Genomic DNA, 17,623 nt, shown 5'->3' on the forward strand with positions numbered 1-17,623 from the left:
TCCATAGAATTAACTATTGACTTTTGACTCTTGACTAAGCCTGAGAAAGAATTCTTTGGACGATTTCTACACCGGTGATAGCCTGCCAGGTAAAAAGTCCTAAAATTGCAAAGTTTAATAAAATGTGAGTTACTCTCGCCCAGTTTGCTCCTTTTTGCATGAAAGGAGAAAGGGCAGCAGAAAATGCTACTAAACCTGTCATACCTAGCCCAGCTAGCAGGTGTGGCCCCACAAATAACTTACCGTTATTGATATAGGTAACAGCCATCCCACCAATTGCACCAGCAACCATCAAAGCTAAAATTAATGAGCCAATTTGGTAGTGTTTGATATTATACTTACCTTTAATCAGTTCCTTCTTTTCTTCCCCTTGTGCGTTGCGAGTACGCTGTACTTGCAACCCTAGGTAAGCAGCATAGAGTGAAAGCGCCAATAACACCCACATCATCATGGGGTGAAAGAAATTCAGCCAATATTTAACCGAGGGAGATAATTCCAGACTCATCGTGTTCTCGCCCAATTCTTAAATCTTAATAAAAATTAGCATAATTCTAAGTACCGTGGGGAAGAAGGGGTGTAGGGGGATGAGGGAGATGAGGGGGAATTTACTCTGCCTCATGCCCAGTCTCTTGCAAAAGTACCTAAAGCATCTGAGACTAAAAAATAATATTTCCCTGCTAGAACCTAATTCATGACTGATAACAAAGATGCTTTGCTGCTTAAGGCTGCCAAAATGGGTGATATGAAGCAGCTGTCTGCGCTACTGGCGGCTGGTGCTAGGGTGGATGTGTGCGATCGCGATGGAACTACGCCGTTAATGTTTGCTGCTAATCTAGGCTATACCGAAATTGTGCGATCGCTTCTGGATGCTGGGGCAAATGTTAATTTAGCTAGAAAACGCTACGGATTGACGGCTTTGATGTTGGCGGCAAGTAGCAATCAGCTTGATATTGTGCAGCTTTTAGTCTCTAGGGGAGCTGATGTCAATACTACTAATGAAGATGGTAGTACGGCTTTGATGGCAGCAGCTTTAAAAGGTTCTGTGGAAGTGGTGCGGGTTTTGTTGGCGGCTGGCGCTGATGTGAATTTATCAGACAAGGACGATGATACAGCTTTGAAACTGGCGGTGAAACAAGGACAGGCGGCAGTAGTCTCGCTGATTTTGCAAAGTGGTGCAGATGCTAACACTCAAGATGAAGAAGGCGAAACACTGTTAATGATTGCAGCTGACTTGGGACATTTACAGGTGGTGCAAGCATTATTAGATGCAGGTGCTGATGCCAACTGGCAAAACCAAGATGGAGGAACGGCACTTTTAGCAGCTGCGGCGGCTGGACATGGGGCGATCGCTTCAGTTTTACTAGATAAAGTAGCTGAGGTTAATCATCAAGACAAAGATGGCGAAACAGCCTTACACCTGGCTGTAGTGGAAGGCCATCTTAATGTAGTAGAAATTTTACTTAACCTGGGCGCAAATGCTCAAATCAGGAATAATCTAGGCGATACACCATTGTTAGTGGCAGCATTACAAGGCCATAGTCAGATAGTGGAGATACTGCTGCGTCATGGTGCAAATCTAAGTGAAAAAAATCTCGGTGAAACACCTTTAACTTTGGCGGCTTCCCAAGGAAACGCTGAAACAGTCAAGGTATTGTTAGACTACGGTGCTGATGCTAACCTCCCAGCAGATGATGGCAAAACTGCTTTAATCAAAGTCGCAGAACGCAACTATCCAGGGATCATTCAGTTACTGTTAAGCAGGGGCGCAAATGTCAATTATCAAGACTCAGCAGGGGCTACAGCCTTAATGTGGGCTGCTGCTAGCGGCTATAGCAAAGCGGTGCAAGTCTTGCTAGAAGTTGGGGCAGATATGAATTTAAAAAATCGGGGTGGTTATACTGCTTTGATGATTGCGGAATTTAATGGTTACAGAAATATCGTTATGAGTTTAAAGCAAGCCGGCGCACAGGAATAATTAAGTTTTGAAAAATCAGATATTTATTGCTATTTTCTCTAGCTTCGAGATTTGATTCATTACCTAAAATTTGAGCAAGAATTCAGCAAAAAAATTCAAAAAAATCTGTTGTTTTTGAAACAAATTTTCTCTAGAATCTAATCATAATCAAAAGTTTTCAAAGACAACTTGACAACTCGGAAAAATTACGGTATTAAATTAAATACTAAGGAGGTATGAGAATTCTGTTTCAGAAATGAAAATTTAAAATAAAAAATATCTGTAGCGGCTTTGTAAAAGACAGCTACAGGAAAGATTAGAAGAAATTGAAACACCGAAGTAGACGAGGTAAAAGACTTGTGCTTCAAGGATACCAATGAAGCCAAACTAAAGAAGTAAGTTTACTTTCTAGTTTTTACCTTGTCCTCCCCCGGCGTTTCCTACTGTGCTAGATATGCTCAATATATAGTTTTTCATTTCTGATAACAGTATTCTAACTATCAGTTTTTAGGTATCTTAGTAAACGCCAAAAACTCATCTATTACGAAAGAACTAGATACTGAATAAATATAAGTTTAAAATTGTACTGATTAATAATTTAGTAGTGAGTCAAAAAAAATCTGAGCAACAGCAGTCACTACAAAGATTGTGGGTAGGAATTGGTTGTCAATCAGGTATTACTTATCAGTTAGTAGATGTAGCAATTCAGTGCGTGTTTAGGGAGAATGGACTTGATGAAAGTGCGATCGCCGGAATTGCCACTCTCGACACCAAGGCAGCAGAACCTGGGATAGTAGAGTTTTGTAGCCGCTCTCAATTGCCTTTAAAGACCTTTCCCGCAGAGATTTTATCTACTGTTGCTGTTCCTAATCCTAACGAAGCGATCGCACAAAAAGTGAGAACCCCAAGCGTAGCGGAAGCAGCAGCAATTTTGGCAGCATCTCACCTGAATTTAGCAGTCAAGCTGTTAGTTCCTAAACAAATTTTCCGCTTACCAGGGCAAATAAAAGCTGTAACAGTGGCTGTTGCTCAATGATTAGAGACAAATAAATTCAAAATTCAAAATACCCTAGAGGTTCACGGTAGCGTCTGTGTTAGCGAAGCATCCCGTAGGGAAACAGAAGACAAGCCTACAAAATGAAAGAATTCTGAGGAAAAGGGGATGCAGAAGATGTAGGGGAGAAAAACTATTGGGGAGAAGCGTGTGTTCAATATTAACTGTGAACAAGCCATCATCCATCATATATGGAATTCAAACTCAAGCATTTTGGCAAGATTCGCTGTTACAATACGACCAGTCTGTTCAACTAAACGAGACACACAGCTTATGATTACTCAAATGATGGTTCAACCTTCATTCTGGGTAGAATCTGGAATCAAACTCAGTCAAGTTAGGAACATATATTTATTTAAATTTACTGAAGAATTACAGTCTCGACTCGAAGAATTGTCTGAGAAGAAAAAAGCCGGATTGCTCACCTCAGAGGAAGATGCAGAATTGGCAGGAATATTAGAACTTGATCGAATTTTTACCTTGCTCAATGCCAAAATTATTCCATTCCTCGGAGAAAGTAGTTAATTACGCTGGAAACGACAGATAACACGATTGATCCTAAAAAAGCAGCGAGAAAACCTTTTATTTCAAACCCATAACCGGGAGTTAAAGCACTTGCTAACCAAAGGGTTAAGGCATTTAGCACAAATGTAAATAACCCAAAGGTGATTAGAGTAATGGGAAAAGCCAAAATACTTAAAATTGGTCTAACAAAGGCATTTACTAGACCGATTACGGCTACAGCAAGCAAAGCAGCAGTAAAATTCCTCACTACAAATCCTGGTACAATATTGGCGGTAATCAGCAAAGCTACCGCAGTACCCAGCCACGTTAATAAAAAGTTTTTCATCTGTGATTACCTGAACAGGAATGAGAGTAGGAGTCAGGAGTCATAAACCTTAAAACTCCCATACTCCTACATTCTTAGTTTTTCAGCCTATCGTCGTTGGGGCGATCGCTGCAACAGAGCTTCCCATGTAGCGCCACCAACTACGCCATCAGGCTCAATACCATAGCGTTTTTGTGCTGCTTTCACGGCGGTTTCCGTTAATATACCGAAATATCCGTCTACACCACCTTTGAGAAAACCAAGCTGGCTCAATCTTTGCTGTAACCTGGTGACTTCAGCATTACTCATCCCCACACGCAAAATCGGCCATCCTTCTGTGGTGTACTGCACACCAGCAATGCGGCTATTGGGTGGAGTCGGGTTAGGGCGAGTTGTCGAGGATGTTCTGGTATTGGTAGGTTTTGGAGCAGGTTTTGGATTAACAACCCGATTGGTAGCAGTTCTAGTATTAGCAGGTTTTGGAGTTGGCTTTGTATTAACAACCTGATTGTTAGCAGTTCTAGTATTAGTAGGTCTTGGAGCTGGTTGTGTATTGACAACTTGATTTGTAACAGGCCTGGTAGTGGTAGCAGGTTGGGTAGGAACAGGAAAACCAGTTGTCATATTAGCTGTTGAGTTTGGTGCTGATACCACAATTGGTTCATTGGGAAAAAGCCTTTGCCAAGTAGCCGCATCAACAATACCATCTGGACTCAAACCGACTGTCTGTTTAAAGCGAGAAACAGCATTGGCTGTACTGTCGTTATAGATGCCATCAACTGCACCTGAGTAAAAGCCTAAAAGCTTCAGAGCTGCTTGCAGTTCCGAGACACGCTCACCTTGACTACCAACCTTGAGCGTAGGACGATTGATCCCAACTTGTTGGGCAATGTGTTGCGGTGCTGCAATTGCAACTATAGCCGACGAACCAATGAAAACAGATGTACAAGAAAACAGTAGTAGCCCATAAAACCTACTGCTACTGAAGTTACAAAATGCCTTTAGTGACTCTAAGTAGTTCACGATACTTGCTTTCAGGCTGCCTTTCATGGAAATTGCTCCCAGAATTTCTGTTGCTAATATTACAGCCGCTTGAGGCTCTTGAGTAGTAGTCAGCACTGACTAATTGCACGATTAATCGCCTCTTCTTGACCGACTAAAGACAAATAAGGTTCCTGTAAATAGCGAGACGCAGCCATTAAAGCATCTTGGGAGCTGACAGAAGCAATCAGTTCTTGAAATTGCCTATCAAAATCTATTCCTAAACCTAAAGTTTCGTACCAGCCGTATATTTGAGCAATTTGACCGTTAGTTTGTTTACCAAGGGCATACTGTCCTAAAATTTTGTTCTTGGCAGCTTGCCAACTGGTTTCAATAACTTCTGTAGTAGAAAGCAACTCGACTTCTGTACGCAACCCTTCTAGGGCTATGGTGGTATTTTCTGGTGCTGTCCCCATATACACTACAAATGAGGCTGGATGTAGCTTCGTTGGGTAAAATGCTGATACTTCGTAAGCTAGACCCCGTTTTTCTCGCAATTCCACAAACAAGCGACTAGATAAACCATTACCTAAATAGGTAGACAGTAATTTCAAAGCTGCATAGTCAGGGGAAGTTACCGATGCACCCAAATAACCAAGCATGACAATAGATTGCTGCGTTTGCACAGGCTTTAACTGGTATTGTGGCTGGACTGGGATTTCTGGTAAATTCAGTTCTGAGAGGGCTTGTTGAGGAATTTGCCAATCACCAAATACTTGTTCTACCAAGGCTAATGCTTCATCTAGGGTGACGCGTCCGGCGATACTTATCACTAGATTATCGGGACGAAAATAAGTTTGGTGATACTGTACTAAGTCAGCTTGGGTAATGCTGCTCATCGTGCTTTCATCTCCTAGCACTGACATAGCGTAGGGATGATTTTGGTACATTACCCGCCGCATCTGCTCCATAGCTAGGGTAAAGGGTTGCTCTTTTTGGGAGCGGATATTATTGATAGTTAAACGCCGTTCTAGTTCTACTTGGGTGGTGGGAAATGTAGGCGATCGCAAAATCCGCCCTGCTAATGCTAGTATGTGCGAAAAGTCTGCTGTCACTGTCTTTAAAGACATTAAGAAATAGTCAGTCGAAGTATCTGCACTCAAACTAGCTCCCATAGATTCAACTTCTTCCGCAATTTCCATGCTTGAAAGTCCATCACATCCCTTAGTGATGACAGATGCTAGCAAATGCGCCAACCCAGCTTTTTCTCGTGGTTCACAGCAACTCCCCGCACGGATAAACATTCGCGCCGCAATAATATCCGCAGCCGGATTTTCAGCTACCAGCACAACAATACCATTGCTTAATACAGTCCGATGGATAGAAGCGTTAGATAAGGAAGGATTCACAGTTTGAGTCATTGTTAGTCACATAGTCACATAGTTAATAGGCAATAGGCAATAGGCAATAGGCAATAGGTAATAGGCAATAGGTAATAGGCAATAGGTAATAGGCAATAGGTAATAGTTATTCTCCTTTGCTCCCCTACTTCTTCCCAATCCCCAGTCCCCAGTCCCCAGTCCCCAGTCCCCAGTCCCCAGTCCCCAATCCCCAACTTAACAAGGTTTCAGGATAGTTACAGCGTAATTTTGGGGTGAAAGATACTGGTTTGCTAATTGTTGCAGTTCTTGGGTATCAAATGAGCGAATTTGCTGTGGATAGGTAACTGATAATTCTGCTTGGGCGATGGTGTTGTAGTATCCATACATCCCAGTTAGTTGATTTGGTGTTTCTGTCGAAAAGGCATACTCGTTACACAGCAATCTACGTGTACGGGCTAGTTCTTGCTCATTAATACCTTGATTCTGTATATCATCCAAATGGCTGAGAATTAAGTTTTCTACTGTTTCTAAATGTTCTGGTTCTAACCAAGCAGTAATTGTAAATAAGCTTGCTTCTCTTTGTAGAGAAAAATTACTACAAATTCCCTGGACTAATTGTAATTCTTCTCTTAAATCACGCACTAGGCGAGAAGTGCGCCCTTCTGCCAATAGCACTGACAACAAATCTAAACCGTAGGCAGCACGGAGGTGTTCTACTCCTGGTACTAACCACGCTATCAACAGCCGTGCCTGTTCTAGATGTGGTAAATACAATTCTTGCCGACGGATGCCGTTAATGACTGGCTTGGCTACTCGTGGGATTTGTGGACACTTGACAGGTTCTGCAAAATTCGCAAATGAGCGATTAACTGCATCCCATGCTTGCTGTTGGTTAATACCTCCTGCAATCACCACCGTCATGTTTTCTGGTTGATAGTGAGCGCGGTGAAAACAGCGCATTGCCTCTGGTGAATGCTGTAGTAGTTCTTCCTCATTTCCCAAAATCGAACGCCCGTAAGGATGATTTTGGTAAACGCTTTCAAGCAAACATTGAAATCCTACCCAGTCAGAATCATCATAACTGGCGCGGATTTCTTCTAGAACTACATCCCGTTCGCGGATAAACTCATCCTCTGGAATTGCGGCGTTGAGTAGTAATTCTCCTAAATGGGGCAGAGTATCTTCTAAATAAGTAGCAGCAGTAGTCAGGGAATAATTAGCGTAATCGTAGCTTGTCGCCGCATTACTAACACCACCCATATTTTCAATCTTATGGTCAAACATTCCAGGCGCTAGGGTGGCTGTACCTTTAAAAATCATGTGTTCTAAAAAGTGCGCCATGCCAAACCACGGTTCTGGCTCGTGGAAAGTTCCAGCCTTTACCCAGACATCAGCTACAACTACAGGAGTTGTGGGAATCTCTTGATGAATAAACGTTAGACCGTTATCTAACCGGAAAACAGAGGCTGGAAATACGGGATGTGTTAATTGCTGTTTTGACAATTTTTGTATTTTTAACTAAGATTTAGTTTAATTTTTTGTTATCTTAACTCTGAATTGCATCTAGTTGAACATCAGTTTATACAGATGTCATCTTTGCAAGTAGGTGCAAGTAGTTCTGAGTTGATTAAAGTTGGCTTAATTTTGTACTAATCCCAAATAATTTTGGTTTAACTTTAGTTTTTAGTGATTACTCCTTATTTTGAATTATTCAATTTTATATAAGAAATATTAATCAATAAAATTAAAACTCCCAAGTTTTAGTTAACTTGGGAGCTAAAATTTTTGAGTTCACCGCAACGCCGTTTTACCTAAGTTTATGACCTGGTTAAACCAGGTGGGTACCGATTTTCCTCGTTTAAAGTTTCCGGGTACTTGCCCGGTCTACTGCCACGAGAGACGTTTGGTTCCCTTTTTCTTAAAGACATAGATCAAAAAACTTGATGGCAGTCACCAACGTCGCAGTGCAACTCACTCATTATAGCTTTCTCGAACAGGTTGTGTACTGACTTGGGAAAATAATTTTTGTGGGGGATTGGGGACTGGGGATTGGGGACTGGGGACTGGGTATGGGACATAGGGCATTCTTCCTCATCTCCCCTCACTTGCTCATCTCCCCTCACTCCCTCATCTCATCGCATCAATACCAAATAGACTCCACACTATGAGCAATTTCAGCAGCTAGGGCTGGGTTATGATTTTCTAACAAAACTGTGACGTGTCCTAGTTTGCGCCCTGGACGGGATTGTGACTTGTTGTACCAGTGAACGTGTGCTTGGGGTATCTGTGCCAGTTTTTGGCGTTTGTCTTGGTAGTCGCTGTGAGAATTTTCATAACCCAAGAGGTTGATCATGACAGCAGTTGCACATTGTAATTGAGGATTACCCAAAGGTAGCCCACAAACAGCTCTAAGATGTTGCTCAAATTGGGAGGTTTCGCAGGCATCTAAGGAAAAATGCCCGGAATTGTGGGTTCGGGGGGCTATTTCATTAACTAAGACTTTGCCTGCTGGAGTGAGAAATAATTCAATGCCAAACACTCCTACAGCTTGCAGGCTATTTAATAGAGTATGGGCGATCGCTTCTGTTTCTGCTGCTTGATGGGGTGTAATATCAGCTGGGGCTATTACTCGCCGACATACTTGTTGTTCTTGTTGTGTTTCTACCACTGGATAGATGACAACTTCACCCTCTACAGAACGGGCAGCAATTACGGCTAGTTCTCGTTCAAAGGGAACGAATTCTTCTACTAAAAATAGACTTTGGCTAGCGGTTGGGATGGTTTGATTCATCGCCAATTTCTGCTGCAAAGTCTCTAAATCATGAATAATGAAAGTCCCTTGCCCGTCATAACCGTGGCGACGAGATTTGAGAACTAAAGGAAACCCTAAATCTGCAATTTTTGAAGTCAGATTTTCCTTTGGTTCAACAGCGAAAAATTGGGGAACTGGTAGCCCCAAATCGCGTAAATAACAACGTTGATGATATTTATCTAATAAAGGCGATAAAGCTTCTAACCGAGGACGGAAGCAGATACCTTGCTTTGCCAACAGCGATAATGCTTCTAAATTCACAAATTCATTTTCAAAGGTGATGACATCACTTTTGGCGGCTAATAATTTTGTTGCCTGAGCATCATCAACTGCGGCTAATACATTATCTTGGGCAATGCTGACAGCTGGGTCTTGATTACTAGGGGTTTGTATGATTAATTCCACACCTAGTTTTTTGGCCGCACCTCCCATCATCCAGGCTAGCTGTCCACCACCTATTACACCTACACGCTTCATTAACATCCTAAAGAATCACGAGTTGCTACGCCTGTTTGAGAATTTACTCCGCTAGCTTTGGTACAAAGTTCTTTGATTTGCGCCTTATCTAAAAGTGCATCAGTAAAGTCTGCACCTTCTATGTTTACATCATTAAAGATGGCGCGGAGTAATAGGGCTTCTTTGAAAACAGCATCACTTAAATCAGCCCCTGTTAAGTTTACCTGATCCACCATTGCATTAGTTAAATCTGCTTTGTGGAGATTTGCTTGTGTCATCACCGAAGCACTCAATACTGCTCCTCGCAAATCAGCACCTGTAAAGTCAGTCATTTCTAAATTGGCGTTAGAAAACTCAGCCGCTTGTAAACTATCACCGGCAAAATCATGTCTGGCTAATTCTGCGTTGCTAAATGATAAAGGATGAGTCCAGTCTGCTAAGGCTGGTGACGGCGAGCAAAAGACACTTATCCCTAACATTAAAGCCAATACTGGCTGCCAAAATATTTTGAAATAGTTAGTTTTGGGTTTCATTTGACATTTTCCCCATCTTCAGGTGTTGTAGATAACTAATAGCTTAACATTTTGTCACAAAAGTCAGTATTTGGAGATAAATATCAGCATTTTATAACTAAATGCTGACAATTTGTGAACTATATCTAACTCTAGATGGTAGAGAAAACATCGCTAGTTATATAAAGTAGTAAGTCAAGCTTTCCAAGTGATGGCTCAATAGTTAATTTACAATTCTTGATGTTTAATGTGGCTTTTGACGATACATATTTCGATTTGATGATCAGCGATCGCCATGTGGTTTACAATTCTTCAATTTCAATTTTTCTAGGTAAAGTTTATTGTCATTTGTGTTTTGCTGGGAATATTGACTGTTAATCTTTAAATCAAGGCGAGCATTGAGCATGATTGATGTTAGCTTTCTGATGCTTAAAAAGCTCTGTAGGGGGAGTATTAACTATATTTTTATAGTGAGTTCTAAACTAAAGATAAATCTGCTCAAAATTTATCGTCGCTAACTAAACAAATTCAACAAGTTACACACGTAATTGCAATGATGACACACTACTCTATTGAATGGATCGAAGCATGGTGCCAAGAAAATGGCTGGACAGAACTATTTGTAGAGCGACGCAATCATTATTGGGCTTTTCCTCCAGGATGTGTGATGCCTGAACCAATTCCGGTTCATGTGCTAAGAGGAATTAAATCGGAAAAGGGACTAACATTTGAAGAAAAATTGTGGTCATTTTCAGCCGTCATTAGCACGATAGTGGCAGTTGTTTCTACCTTGGCACTCAGATGTCCTATGCCATTGGTTTTTGCTTTTGCGTTCAATGCTGTTACAGTGGCTCAACTTGAACCAGAGGATGCCTAGATTATTTAATTGGTTATTACTCCTCTATACTGCTCTCGGCATTACCTTCAGCCAGAGCAGTTTTTAATGTCGATAGTAACTTTTTAGATATAGCAGGTGACAAGTGACAGGTGACAGGTGAGCCACTGCGGTGGACGGGTTCCCCGGCATATAGCAAGTGGCGAACCCCTTTAGGGGTGACAGGTTTAAAAGCCTCTGATGGTAATGAGTTCAGTTAAGAAAATAGTTTGTAGTGTTCGCGCAAGCGTCTTGTAGAGAGGACTTTAGTCCTCATCTAAGGACTGTAGTCCTTACTACGAACTTTTCCTTACTTTACAGACCCCAAATTTTAGCCTTAACTGAACCGTATTGCAATATACGCAGAATTTTAAGCGTGTGATGGAAAATAAGCTTGACTCTATGGTTAATGTTAAAAAATGTTAAGTTTGTAACTAAGTTGGAACTTTCGGAAACAATCCCAAAAAAAATCATAAAAATTGCGGAAAGATTAGGTTTTTATTATCAATAAAAATCAGAATTTCTACGGATATAAATCAAATTAACACTATCTAAAATAGTTACATCAAATCAAATTATCTTAATGTTGGAGTGAGATTGAAATGTAGCAATTTAGTGTGAATAGTGAAAATTTAACGGTAATTGTAACTATTTTGAAAAAATTTTTGATCCTATGCTTGCTTAATCAGGGTTGCTTGCATTCACAGTTACCCAAATGCTTTTCACTTTTCAGTCAAATCTGCTATATGCCCATTCATCCAGAATAAACAGGCTGATATTAACCATAGTTAGCTAAATAAACTGATAAACATTAAGAATCCTGCTAAAAAAATTTCAGCTAGGTTGGGTGTTGAAAAGGCTGATTGATGAAATAAAGGTACTCAAGTATGACCCACCCGGAACTAATGGTATCAGATAACATTTTAAATGAATTTAAAACTTGTACTCAACTGCAATACAACGGACAGTTAATTATTAGTAGCCCCAAAGGACATCGATGGTTTTTTTACTATCGGTTAGGTCGAATAGTTTGGGCGGCTGGAGGAACACATCCTTTTCGGCGATGGCGTAGACATATGGCTCAACATTGTCCGCAGATTGATGTGGATAAAATGCAGTTACGCCAACAAGATATTGCCAATGATTACTGGGATTATCGTCTTTTGGAAATTTTGTATAAAAAGCAAAAACTCCAACGAGAACAAGTTAACGCTATTGTGGAGAACACTTTAGCAGAAATATTATTTGACCTAGCCCAACAGACAAATTTTGTGTCTGTGAGTTGCGATGCCGACGGCACTGCACCCCGTGCAGAACGCAACCAAGAGGTTATCCTAGAAACACCCATGAGTTTCACCAGCGCAGATGTGTCGATGAAACAGATGCAAGACTCATGGAAAAATTGGTCTGATGGCGGCTTGGCGAATGTTTTTCCTGACTTAGCACCAGTAATTAGAAGGCCAGAACAACTGCAACAGGTAGTTAGTCCATCAGTCTACAAAAACTTTGTCAATTTGATTACTGGCAAGCAAACACTGCGAGATTTAGCCATCAGAATGAAGCAGAATGTTCTACCTGTCTCGCGTTCGTTACTTCCTTATATTCTCAAAGGCATTATTGAGTTAGTAGAAGTACCTGACTTACCTTTCGTTGTATTAGAAACTCCCAGCAAGCCTGTATCTGCACAACCAAAAAAATCTCATGCTCCGTTGGTGGCTTGTGTGGATGATAGCCCACAAGTTTGTAAAATCATGGAGGAGATCATTACCTCATATGGAATGAGGTTTGTCAAAATTCAAGATGCTGTACAAGCTTTACCAATTCTCATTCAGGAAAAACCAGATCTCATTTTTTTAGACTTGATTATGCCTGTCGCTAGTGGTTACGAAATCTGCACGCAGTTGCGGCGAATTTCTACTTTTGCCAATACGCCTGTAATTATCTTAACTGGCAATGATGGACTGTTAGATAGAGTCAGGTCTAAGGTAGTGGGTTCTACAGATTTTCTGACTAAACCTGTAGCTACAGACAAGGTATTGAGCATAGTCCGTAAATATTTACCTGTACAACCTAAATCTCAAGTTAATAGCAACTCACATTTAGGAGTAGTTCGTCAAGGTATAGCTTGAGTTGTAAACAAAGCAAAATATTAATCAGACATCTCTGACAAATAATGTAGAGACGTAGCAGTGCTATGTCTCTACAATGATTTACTCATACGAATTTTAAAAATATTTAGAGACGCAATTTATAGCATCTCTAAAATAGTGTTTTTTCAGCATTAATTTAAATATTATTAAATCAAGAAATGTAACACTAAGTATTTTTCCTGAGCCAGTTTTAGCAACAAGGAATCAAAATAATAACAAAATCAAAGCCTGTTTGCATCTGGTTTCAATGGTTTTTGATATGTTTGGTTGACCACTGAAAAAATCCTAGGTAAGTTCTATGACTACTGTTTTAGTGATTGAAGATGGCTTAACTGATATGGAAATTATCAGCCGTTATTTACAACAAGCTGGCTGTTCTGTAATTAGTGCTACAAGTAGTGAAGAAGCTCAAGCCAAAATAGATAAAAATAAGCCAGATTTAATCTTTCTTGATGTGATTCTGCCTGGTAAAAGTGGATTTGAAATTTGCCGAGAATTAAAAAGTAACCCTGATACTAGCAATATTCCTGTAGTTTTTTGTTCTACTAAAAATAGCGATGTAGATAAAATTTGGGGAAATATGCTAGGAGCAGACGCTTATCTTGCTAAACCTATAAATCAAGAAGAATTAACAACAACACTCAAGCGATTCTTTAATTGATCAGTGTTACTAATCTAGGAAATATTGATGAAATCAAAGGACAAGAAGCTTTGGAGAGTCAGCAAAAATTTTTAAGTTTTCATTTAGGAACCAGAGATACAGCAGTAATTTCTTTAGAAAATATCACAGAAATTTTGCCAGTCTCGTTGGGTGATATATGTAGTGTACCTCAGATGCCTAATTGTATTTTGGGCGTTTATAACTGGCGAGATGAAATGCTGTGGTTAGTAGATTTAGAAGAGATGTTAGGTTATCCGCCTTTGCCACAAGCTGCAAATTTGCTCACAAAAATGATGGCGATTGTATTAGAAGAAAATGGTAAGTATTTAGGACTTTTGGTCAGACAGTTGATGGATATTGAGTGGCTAGATACACATCAAATGAAAGCGCCATCTGCTGAATTATTCTCTCAATCGATATCACCTTTTCTACAAGGATATTTTATTAACGATGAAGAGAGAATGATATTTAATCTTGATGCAGATGCAATTATTCATTCTCCCATGTGGGCTACTCATAATTGACGTTTTGGTAATGGCTTGGTGAACTCAGCCATGATCAATTGATTAAACTAATAATTTCCCTGAGGTCTATAAAATGACAATTGCGTATCACAACAGTCATGAAAGTGATGATTTAGTTTCTACGGTAGCACCTTTAGAAAAACCACAAGATAGTGTTAATTTAAGTCATACTTCTCATAATAACGCATTTAGTGCGATCGCTCAAGAATTTAAAACTTGGAGACAGCAATTACAAGACATTACTACCCAGATGCGTCAAGCATCGGATATGGATGCCGTCTTAAAGGTGACTGTAGCTAAAGTTAGAGACAAAATTACTTGCGATCGCGTTTTAATTTATCAATTTAATTCTCCTGATTCTGGCACAGTTTTAGCAGAATCTAGAACTCTGGGTTGGACACCTGCTTTGGGTGAAATTCTCCCAGGAATTTTGTTTGGTTTACATACCAATCAAGACTATGTAGAACCCATCACAATTGATGATGTTAATCAAGTACAACTGACTCCCTATCAAAAACAGCTTTTAGATAAATTCCAAATTAAAGCTAGTTTAAGTTTACCCATTGTGGTAGCAGGTAAAGTTTGGGGATTACTAGCAGTCAATAGTTGTGCTTGTGCGAGACAATGGCAAGAAGTAGAAATTACTCTACTATCTCAAGTTACTACAGAACTAACCTACAGGTTACAAAGCTTTGAATTTCAAAAAGAATTGCAGCTGCAAACACAGTCTAAACAAGCAGTAGCAAAAGTCATAGATAAGATTTTACATATATCTAATATCGATAAAATCTTTCAAACCACCACTCAAGAAATCCGGCAATTATTAAAATGCGATCGCGTCGCAGTTTATCACTTTAACGCCGATTGGAGTGGGGAATTTGTTGCAGAATCTGTAGGTAATGGTTGGGTAAAACTGGTAGGGCCAGGTATTAAAACAGTTTGGGAAGATAGCCACCTCCAAGAAACACAAGGTGGACGCTATCGCCATCAAGAAAGCTTTGTAGTTAATGATATCTATAAAGCAGGTCATTTCCCCTGTCACCTAGAGATATTAGAGCAATTTGAAGTTAAAGCTTACATAATTGTACCTGTATTTGCTGGGGACAAATTATGGGGATTATTGGCAGCTTATCAAAATTCTGGTACTCGTGATTGGCAAGAGTGGGAACTGAGCTTTTTAAATCAAATTGGCTTGCAGTTTGGTGTGGCGATCGCCCATGCAGAATATCTAGAACAAATGCGCCTACAATCTGAGCAATTGATCCAAATTGCCGAACAAGAAAAAGCCTTTACGAAGATAGTTAACCGCATCCGTCAAGCCTCAGATGTTGATACTGTTTTTAAAACCACTACCCAAGATGTCCGCCAATCATTAAGATGCGATCGCGTGGCTGTTTATCAGTTTAAAGCAGACTGGGGTGGAATGTTTGTAGCTGAGTCAGTCGGTCAAGGTTGGACAAAATTAGTCGGGCCAGATATCAAAACTGTTCTAGATGACACCTATCTCCAAGATACTAAAGGCGGTCGGTATGTCAATGGTGAAAACTTTGTTGTTAATGATATCTATACAATAGGTTTAGCCCCTTGCCATATAGAAATTTTGGAGCAATTTGAAGCCAAAGCTTACATCATTGTGCCGATATTTTTTGGCGAAAAATTATGGGGATTATTAGCAGCTTATCAAAACTCCGGCTCGCGTGAATGGCAATCATGGGAAGTTAACTTTTTAACTCAAATCGCCTCACAATTTAGTCTAGCTAAATCACAGATAGACTATCTAGAACAAGTCCGCAGCAAATCTGATAAATTAATTCAGATTGCCGAACAAGAAAAAGCCTTTACCAAGATAGTTAACCGGATTCGCCAAGCCTTAGATTTAGAAGAAATCTTCAAAGTCAGTACCCAAGAAGTCAGGCAATTATTACGGTGCGATCGCGTGGCGGTCTATCGTTTTAACCCTGATTGGAGTGGAGAATTTATTGCAGAATCAGTTGGTCATAATTGGGTGAAATTAGTCGGACCCGATATCAAAACTGTCTGGGAAGATACCCACCTACAAGAAACTCAAGGAGGTCGATATGCTAAAGGTGAAAGCTTTGTAGTGAATGACATCTACCAAGCAGGTCATTTCCCTTGTCACTTAGAGATTTTAGAGCAGTTTGAAGTCAAAGCTTACGTGATTGTTCCTATCTTTTTTAATGAACAATTATGGGGATTATTTGCAGCTTATCAAAATTCCGGTACTCGCGATTGGGAAGAATCACAAGTTACCTTGTTAGCCAGAATTGGCGACCAATTAGGACTAGCACTGCAACAAACTGAATATCTGCAAAAACTGCAAACACAATCAGCACAACTAGCAGAAGCAGCCGCACGAGACAAAGCCGCCACGGAATTACTCCAACAGCGTTCTATTCAACTCCTAAAAGCCGTCAGACCAGCTTTACTGGGGGATTTAACAGTACGTGCGCCGATTACAGATGATGAACTCGGTACAATCGCCGATGCTTACAACAACACCCTGCAAGCATTGCGCCAGATTGTATTGCAAGTACAATCTTCATCGCAAAAAGTTGCCCAAACTTCCAGCAACAGTAATACTTCTCTGGCGGGACTAAATCAGCTAGCAAAACAACAGTCTGACGAAATTACCGGAGCCTTGGGTGAAATTCAACAAATGGTAAATGCTACCCAAGCTGTTGTTAACAGTGCAGAGTTAGTACAACTAGCAGTAAAACAAGCCAACCAAACAGTCGAATCTGGCGATGCAGCCATGAATCAAACTGTGCAAGCCATCCAAGCGATTCGAGAAACTGTAGCTCAAACCAGCAAAAAGATTAAACGCTTAGGTGAGTCTTCGCAAAAAATCTCCAAAGTGGTGAATTTGATTAGTAGCTTTGCTACCCAGACAAACGTATTGGCTTTGAACGCCGCGATTGAAGCTACACGCGCCGGAGAATACGGTAAAGGCTTTGCAGTGGTAGCTGATGAAGTTCGTTCTTTGTCTCGCCAATCAGCAGCCGCGACTATCGAAATTGAGAAATTAGTCCAAGAAATTCAAGAGGAAACAGGGGAAGTTGCAGTAGCAATGGAAACTGGGATTCAGCAGGTAGTGGAAGGGACAAATTTTGTGAATGACACCCGACACAACTTGAATGCGATTGTTTCTGCCACTGCGGAAATTAGCCAGCTAATTCAGCGCATTACGGAAGCCACTCAAAAACAAATGGAACAATCTGTTTCAGTAACTAATTCCATGAAAGATGTAGCAGCAATTGCAAACAAAACCTTTGGTGAATCCCAAGAAATTGCAGCTGTCTTCCAAGATTTATCAAATATGGCGCAAGAGTTATTAACAACTGCCAGTAAGTTCAAAGTGAATTAAAAATTAGGGAGTTGGGAGTAGAAAGTTGGGAGTAGAAAGTTGGAAGTTG

Annotated in this window: 15 protein-coding genes and 1 other RNA gene; 8 read left to right on the forward strand and 8 right to left on the reverse strand. The window is 40.4% G+C overall.

Annotated features, from left to right (window positions below):
- Nucleotides 1-34: 34 nt before the first annotated feature.
- The gene (locus NOS7524_RS10975) at nucleotides 35-505 is read right to left on the reverse strand and encodes a DUF4079 domain-containing protein (protein WP_015138552.1); all 471 of its coding nucleotides are present in this window, start codon (nucleotides 503-505) and stop codon (nucleotides 35-37) included.
- 186 nt (nucleotides 506-691) lie between these two features.
- On the opposite strand from NOS7524_RS10975, the gene NOS7524_RS10980 reads away from it, so the two are divergent.
- The 3 genes from NOS7524_RS10980 to NOS7524_RS10990 all read left to right on the forward strand — a co-directional run bounded on the left by NOS7524_RS10980 (nucleotide 692) and on the right by NOS7524_RS10990 (nucleotide 3,533).
- Nucleotides 692-1,975 carry an ankyrin repeat domain-containing protein gene (locus NOS7524_RS10980; RefSeq protein ID WP_015138553.1) on the forward strand — a complete coding sequence of 428 codons (1,284 nt, stop codon included), beginning with the start codon at nucleotides 692-694 and terminating at the stop codon, nucleotides 1,973-1,975.
- Between the two features lie 583 nt (nucleotides 1,976-2,558).
- Nucleotides 2,559-2,990 carry a cobalamin biosynthesis protein gene (locus tag NOS7524_RS10985; protein ID WP_015138554.1) on the forward strand — a complete coding sequence of 144 codons (432 nt, stop codon included), beginning with the start codon at nucleotides 2,559-2,561 and terminating at the stop codon, nucleotides 2,988-2,990.
- Nucleotides 2,991-3,281: 291 nt separating this feature from the next.
- Nucleotides 3,282-3,533, forward strand: coding sequence for a hypothetical protein (locus NOS7524_RS10990; protein WP_015138555.1), 252 nt, complete (start codon nucleotides 3,282-3,284; stop codon nucleotides 3,531-3,533).
- Here NOS7524_RS10990 and NOS7524_RS10995 read toward each other — a convergent pair.
- From NOS7524_RS10995 to NOS7524_RS11020, 7 genes are all read right to left on the reverse strand, one after another.
- On the reverse strand, nucleotides 3,505-3,858 hold the full coding sequence (locus NOS7524_RS10995; protein WP_015138556.1) for a phage holin family protein: 354 nt from the start codon (nucleotides 3,856-3,858) through the stop codon (nucleotides 3,505-3,507). The genes NOS7524_RS10990 and NOS7524_RS10995 overlap by 29 nt on opposite strands.
- Nucleotides 3,859-3,945: 87 nt before the next feature.
- Nucleotides 3,946-4,887 carry a peptidoglycan-binding domain-containing protein gene (locus NOS7524_RS11000; RefSeq protein WP_041555695.1) on the reverse strand — a complete coding sequence of 314 codons (942 nt, stop codon included), beginning with the start codon at nucleotides 4,885-4,887 and terminating at the stop codon, nucleotides 3,946-3,948.
- A 62-nt stretch (nucleotides 4,888-4,949) separates the two neighbouring features.
- On the reverse strand, nucleotides 4,950-6,239 hold the full coding sequence (locus tag NOS7524_RS11005; RefSeq protein WP_015138558.1) for a M16 family metallopeptidase: 1,290 nt from the start codon (nucleotides 6,237-6,239) through the stop codon (nucleotides 4,950-4,952).
- Nucleotides 6,240-6,434: 195 nt separating this feature from the next.
- Nucleotides 6,435-7,703, reverse strand: a complete 1,269-nt coding sequence (locus tag NOS7524_RS11010) for a M16 family metallopeptidase (RefSeq protein WP_015138560.1) — start codon at nucleotides 7,701-7,703, stop codon at nucleotides 6,435-6,437.
- 284 nt (nucleotides 7,704-7,987) lie between these two features.
- A non-coding RNA gene (gene ssrS / locus NOS7524_RS28025) (6S RNA) lies at nucleotides 7,988-8,171 on the reverse strand.
- A 169-nt stretch (nucleotides 8,172-8,340) separates the two neighbouring features.
- A complete protein-coding gene (locus tag NOS7524_RS11015) occupies nucleotides 8,341-9,489 on the reverse strand; it encodes a 5-(carboxyamino)imidazole ribonucleotide synthase (protein ID WP_015138561.1) in 1,149 nt (382 codons plus the stop codon).
- On the reverse strand, nucleotides 9,489-10,001 hold the full coding sequence (locus NOS7524_RS11020; protein WP_015138562.1) for a pentapeptide repeat-containing protein: 513 nt from the start codon (nucleotides 9,999-10,001) through the stop codon (nucleotides 9,489-9,491). Before NOS7524_RS11020 ends, NOS7524_RS11015 begins: the two co-directional genes overlap by 1 nt.
- A 532-nt stretch (nucleotides 10,002-10,533) precedes the next feature.
- Between NOS7524_RS11020 and NOS7524_RS11025 the strand changes: the two genes are divergently transcribed.
- The 5 genes from NOS7524_RS11025 to NOS7524_RS11045 all read left to right on the forward strand — a co-directional run bounded on the left by NOS7524_RS11025 (nucleotide 10,534) and on the right by NOS7524_RS11045 (nucleotide 17,574).
- On the forward strand, nucleotides 10,534-10,857 hold the full coding sequence (locus NOS7524_RS11025; protein ID WP_015138563.1) for a hypothetical protein: 324 nt from the start codon (nucleotides 10,534-10,536) through the stop codon (nucleotides 10,855-10,857).
- Between the two features lie 884 nt (nucleotides 10,858-11,741).
- Entirely contained in the window at nucleotides 11,742-12,983 is a 1,242-nt protein-coding gene (locus NOS7524_RS11030) for a response regulator (protein WP_015138564.1), read from the forward strand.
- A gap of 319 nt (nucleotides 12,984-13,302) precedes the next feature.
- Nucleotides 13,303-13,665 (forward strand): response regulator transcription factor, encoded by a 363-nt coding sequence (locus NOS7524_RS11035; protein ID WP_015138565.1) that lies wholly within the window; start codon nucleotides 13,303-13,305, stop codon nucleotides 13,663-13,665.
- Between the two features lie 50 nt (nucleotides 13,666-13,715).
- Nucleotides 13,716-14,189, forward strand: a complete 474-nt coding sequence (locus NOS7524_RS11040; RefSeq protein ID WP_041555697.1) for a chemotaxis protein CheW — start codon at nucleotides 13,716-13,718, stop codon at nucleotides 14,187-14,189.
- A gap of 73 nt (nucleotides 14,190-14,262) precedes the next feature.
- The gene (locus tag NOS7524_RS11045; RefSeq protein ID WP_015138567.1) at nucleotides 14,263-17,574 is read left to right on the forward strand and encodes a GAF domain-containing protein; all 3,312 of its coding nucleotides are present in this window, start codon (nucleotides 14,263-14,265) and stop codon (nucleotides 17,572-17,574) included.
- Nucleotides 17,575-17,623: the final 49 nt, after the last annotated feature.

It is taken from the genome of Nostoc sp. PCC 7524 (assembly GCF_000316645.1).
GTDB lineage: Bacteria > Cyanobacteriota > Cyanobacteriia > Cyanobacteriales > Nostocaceae > Trichormus.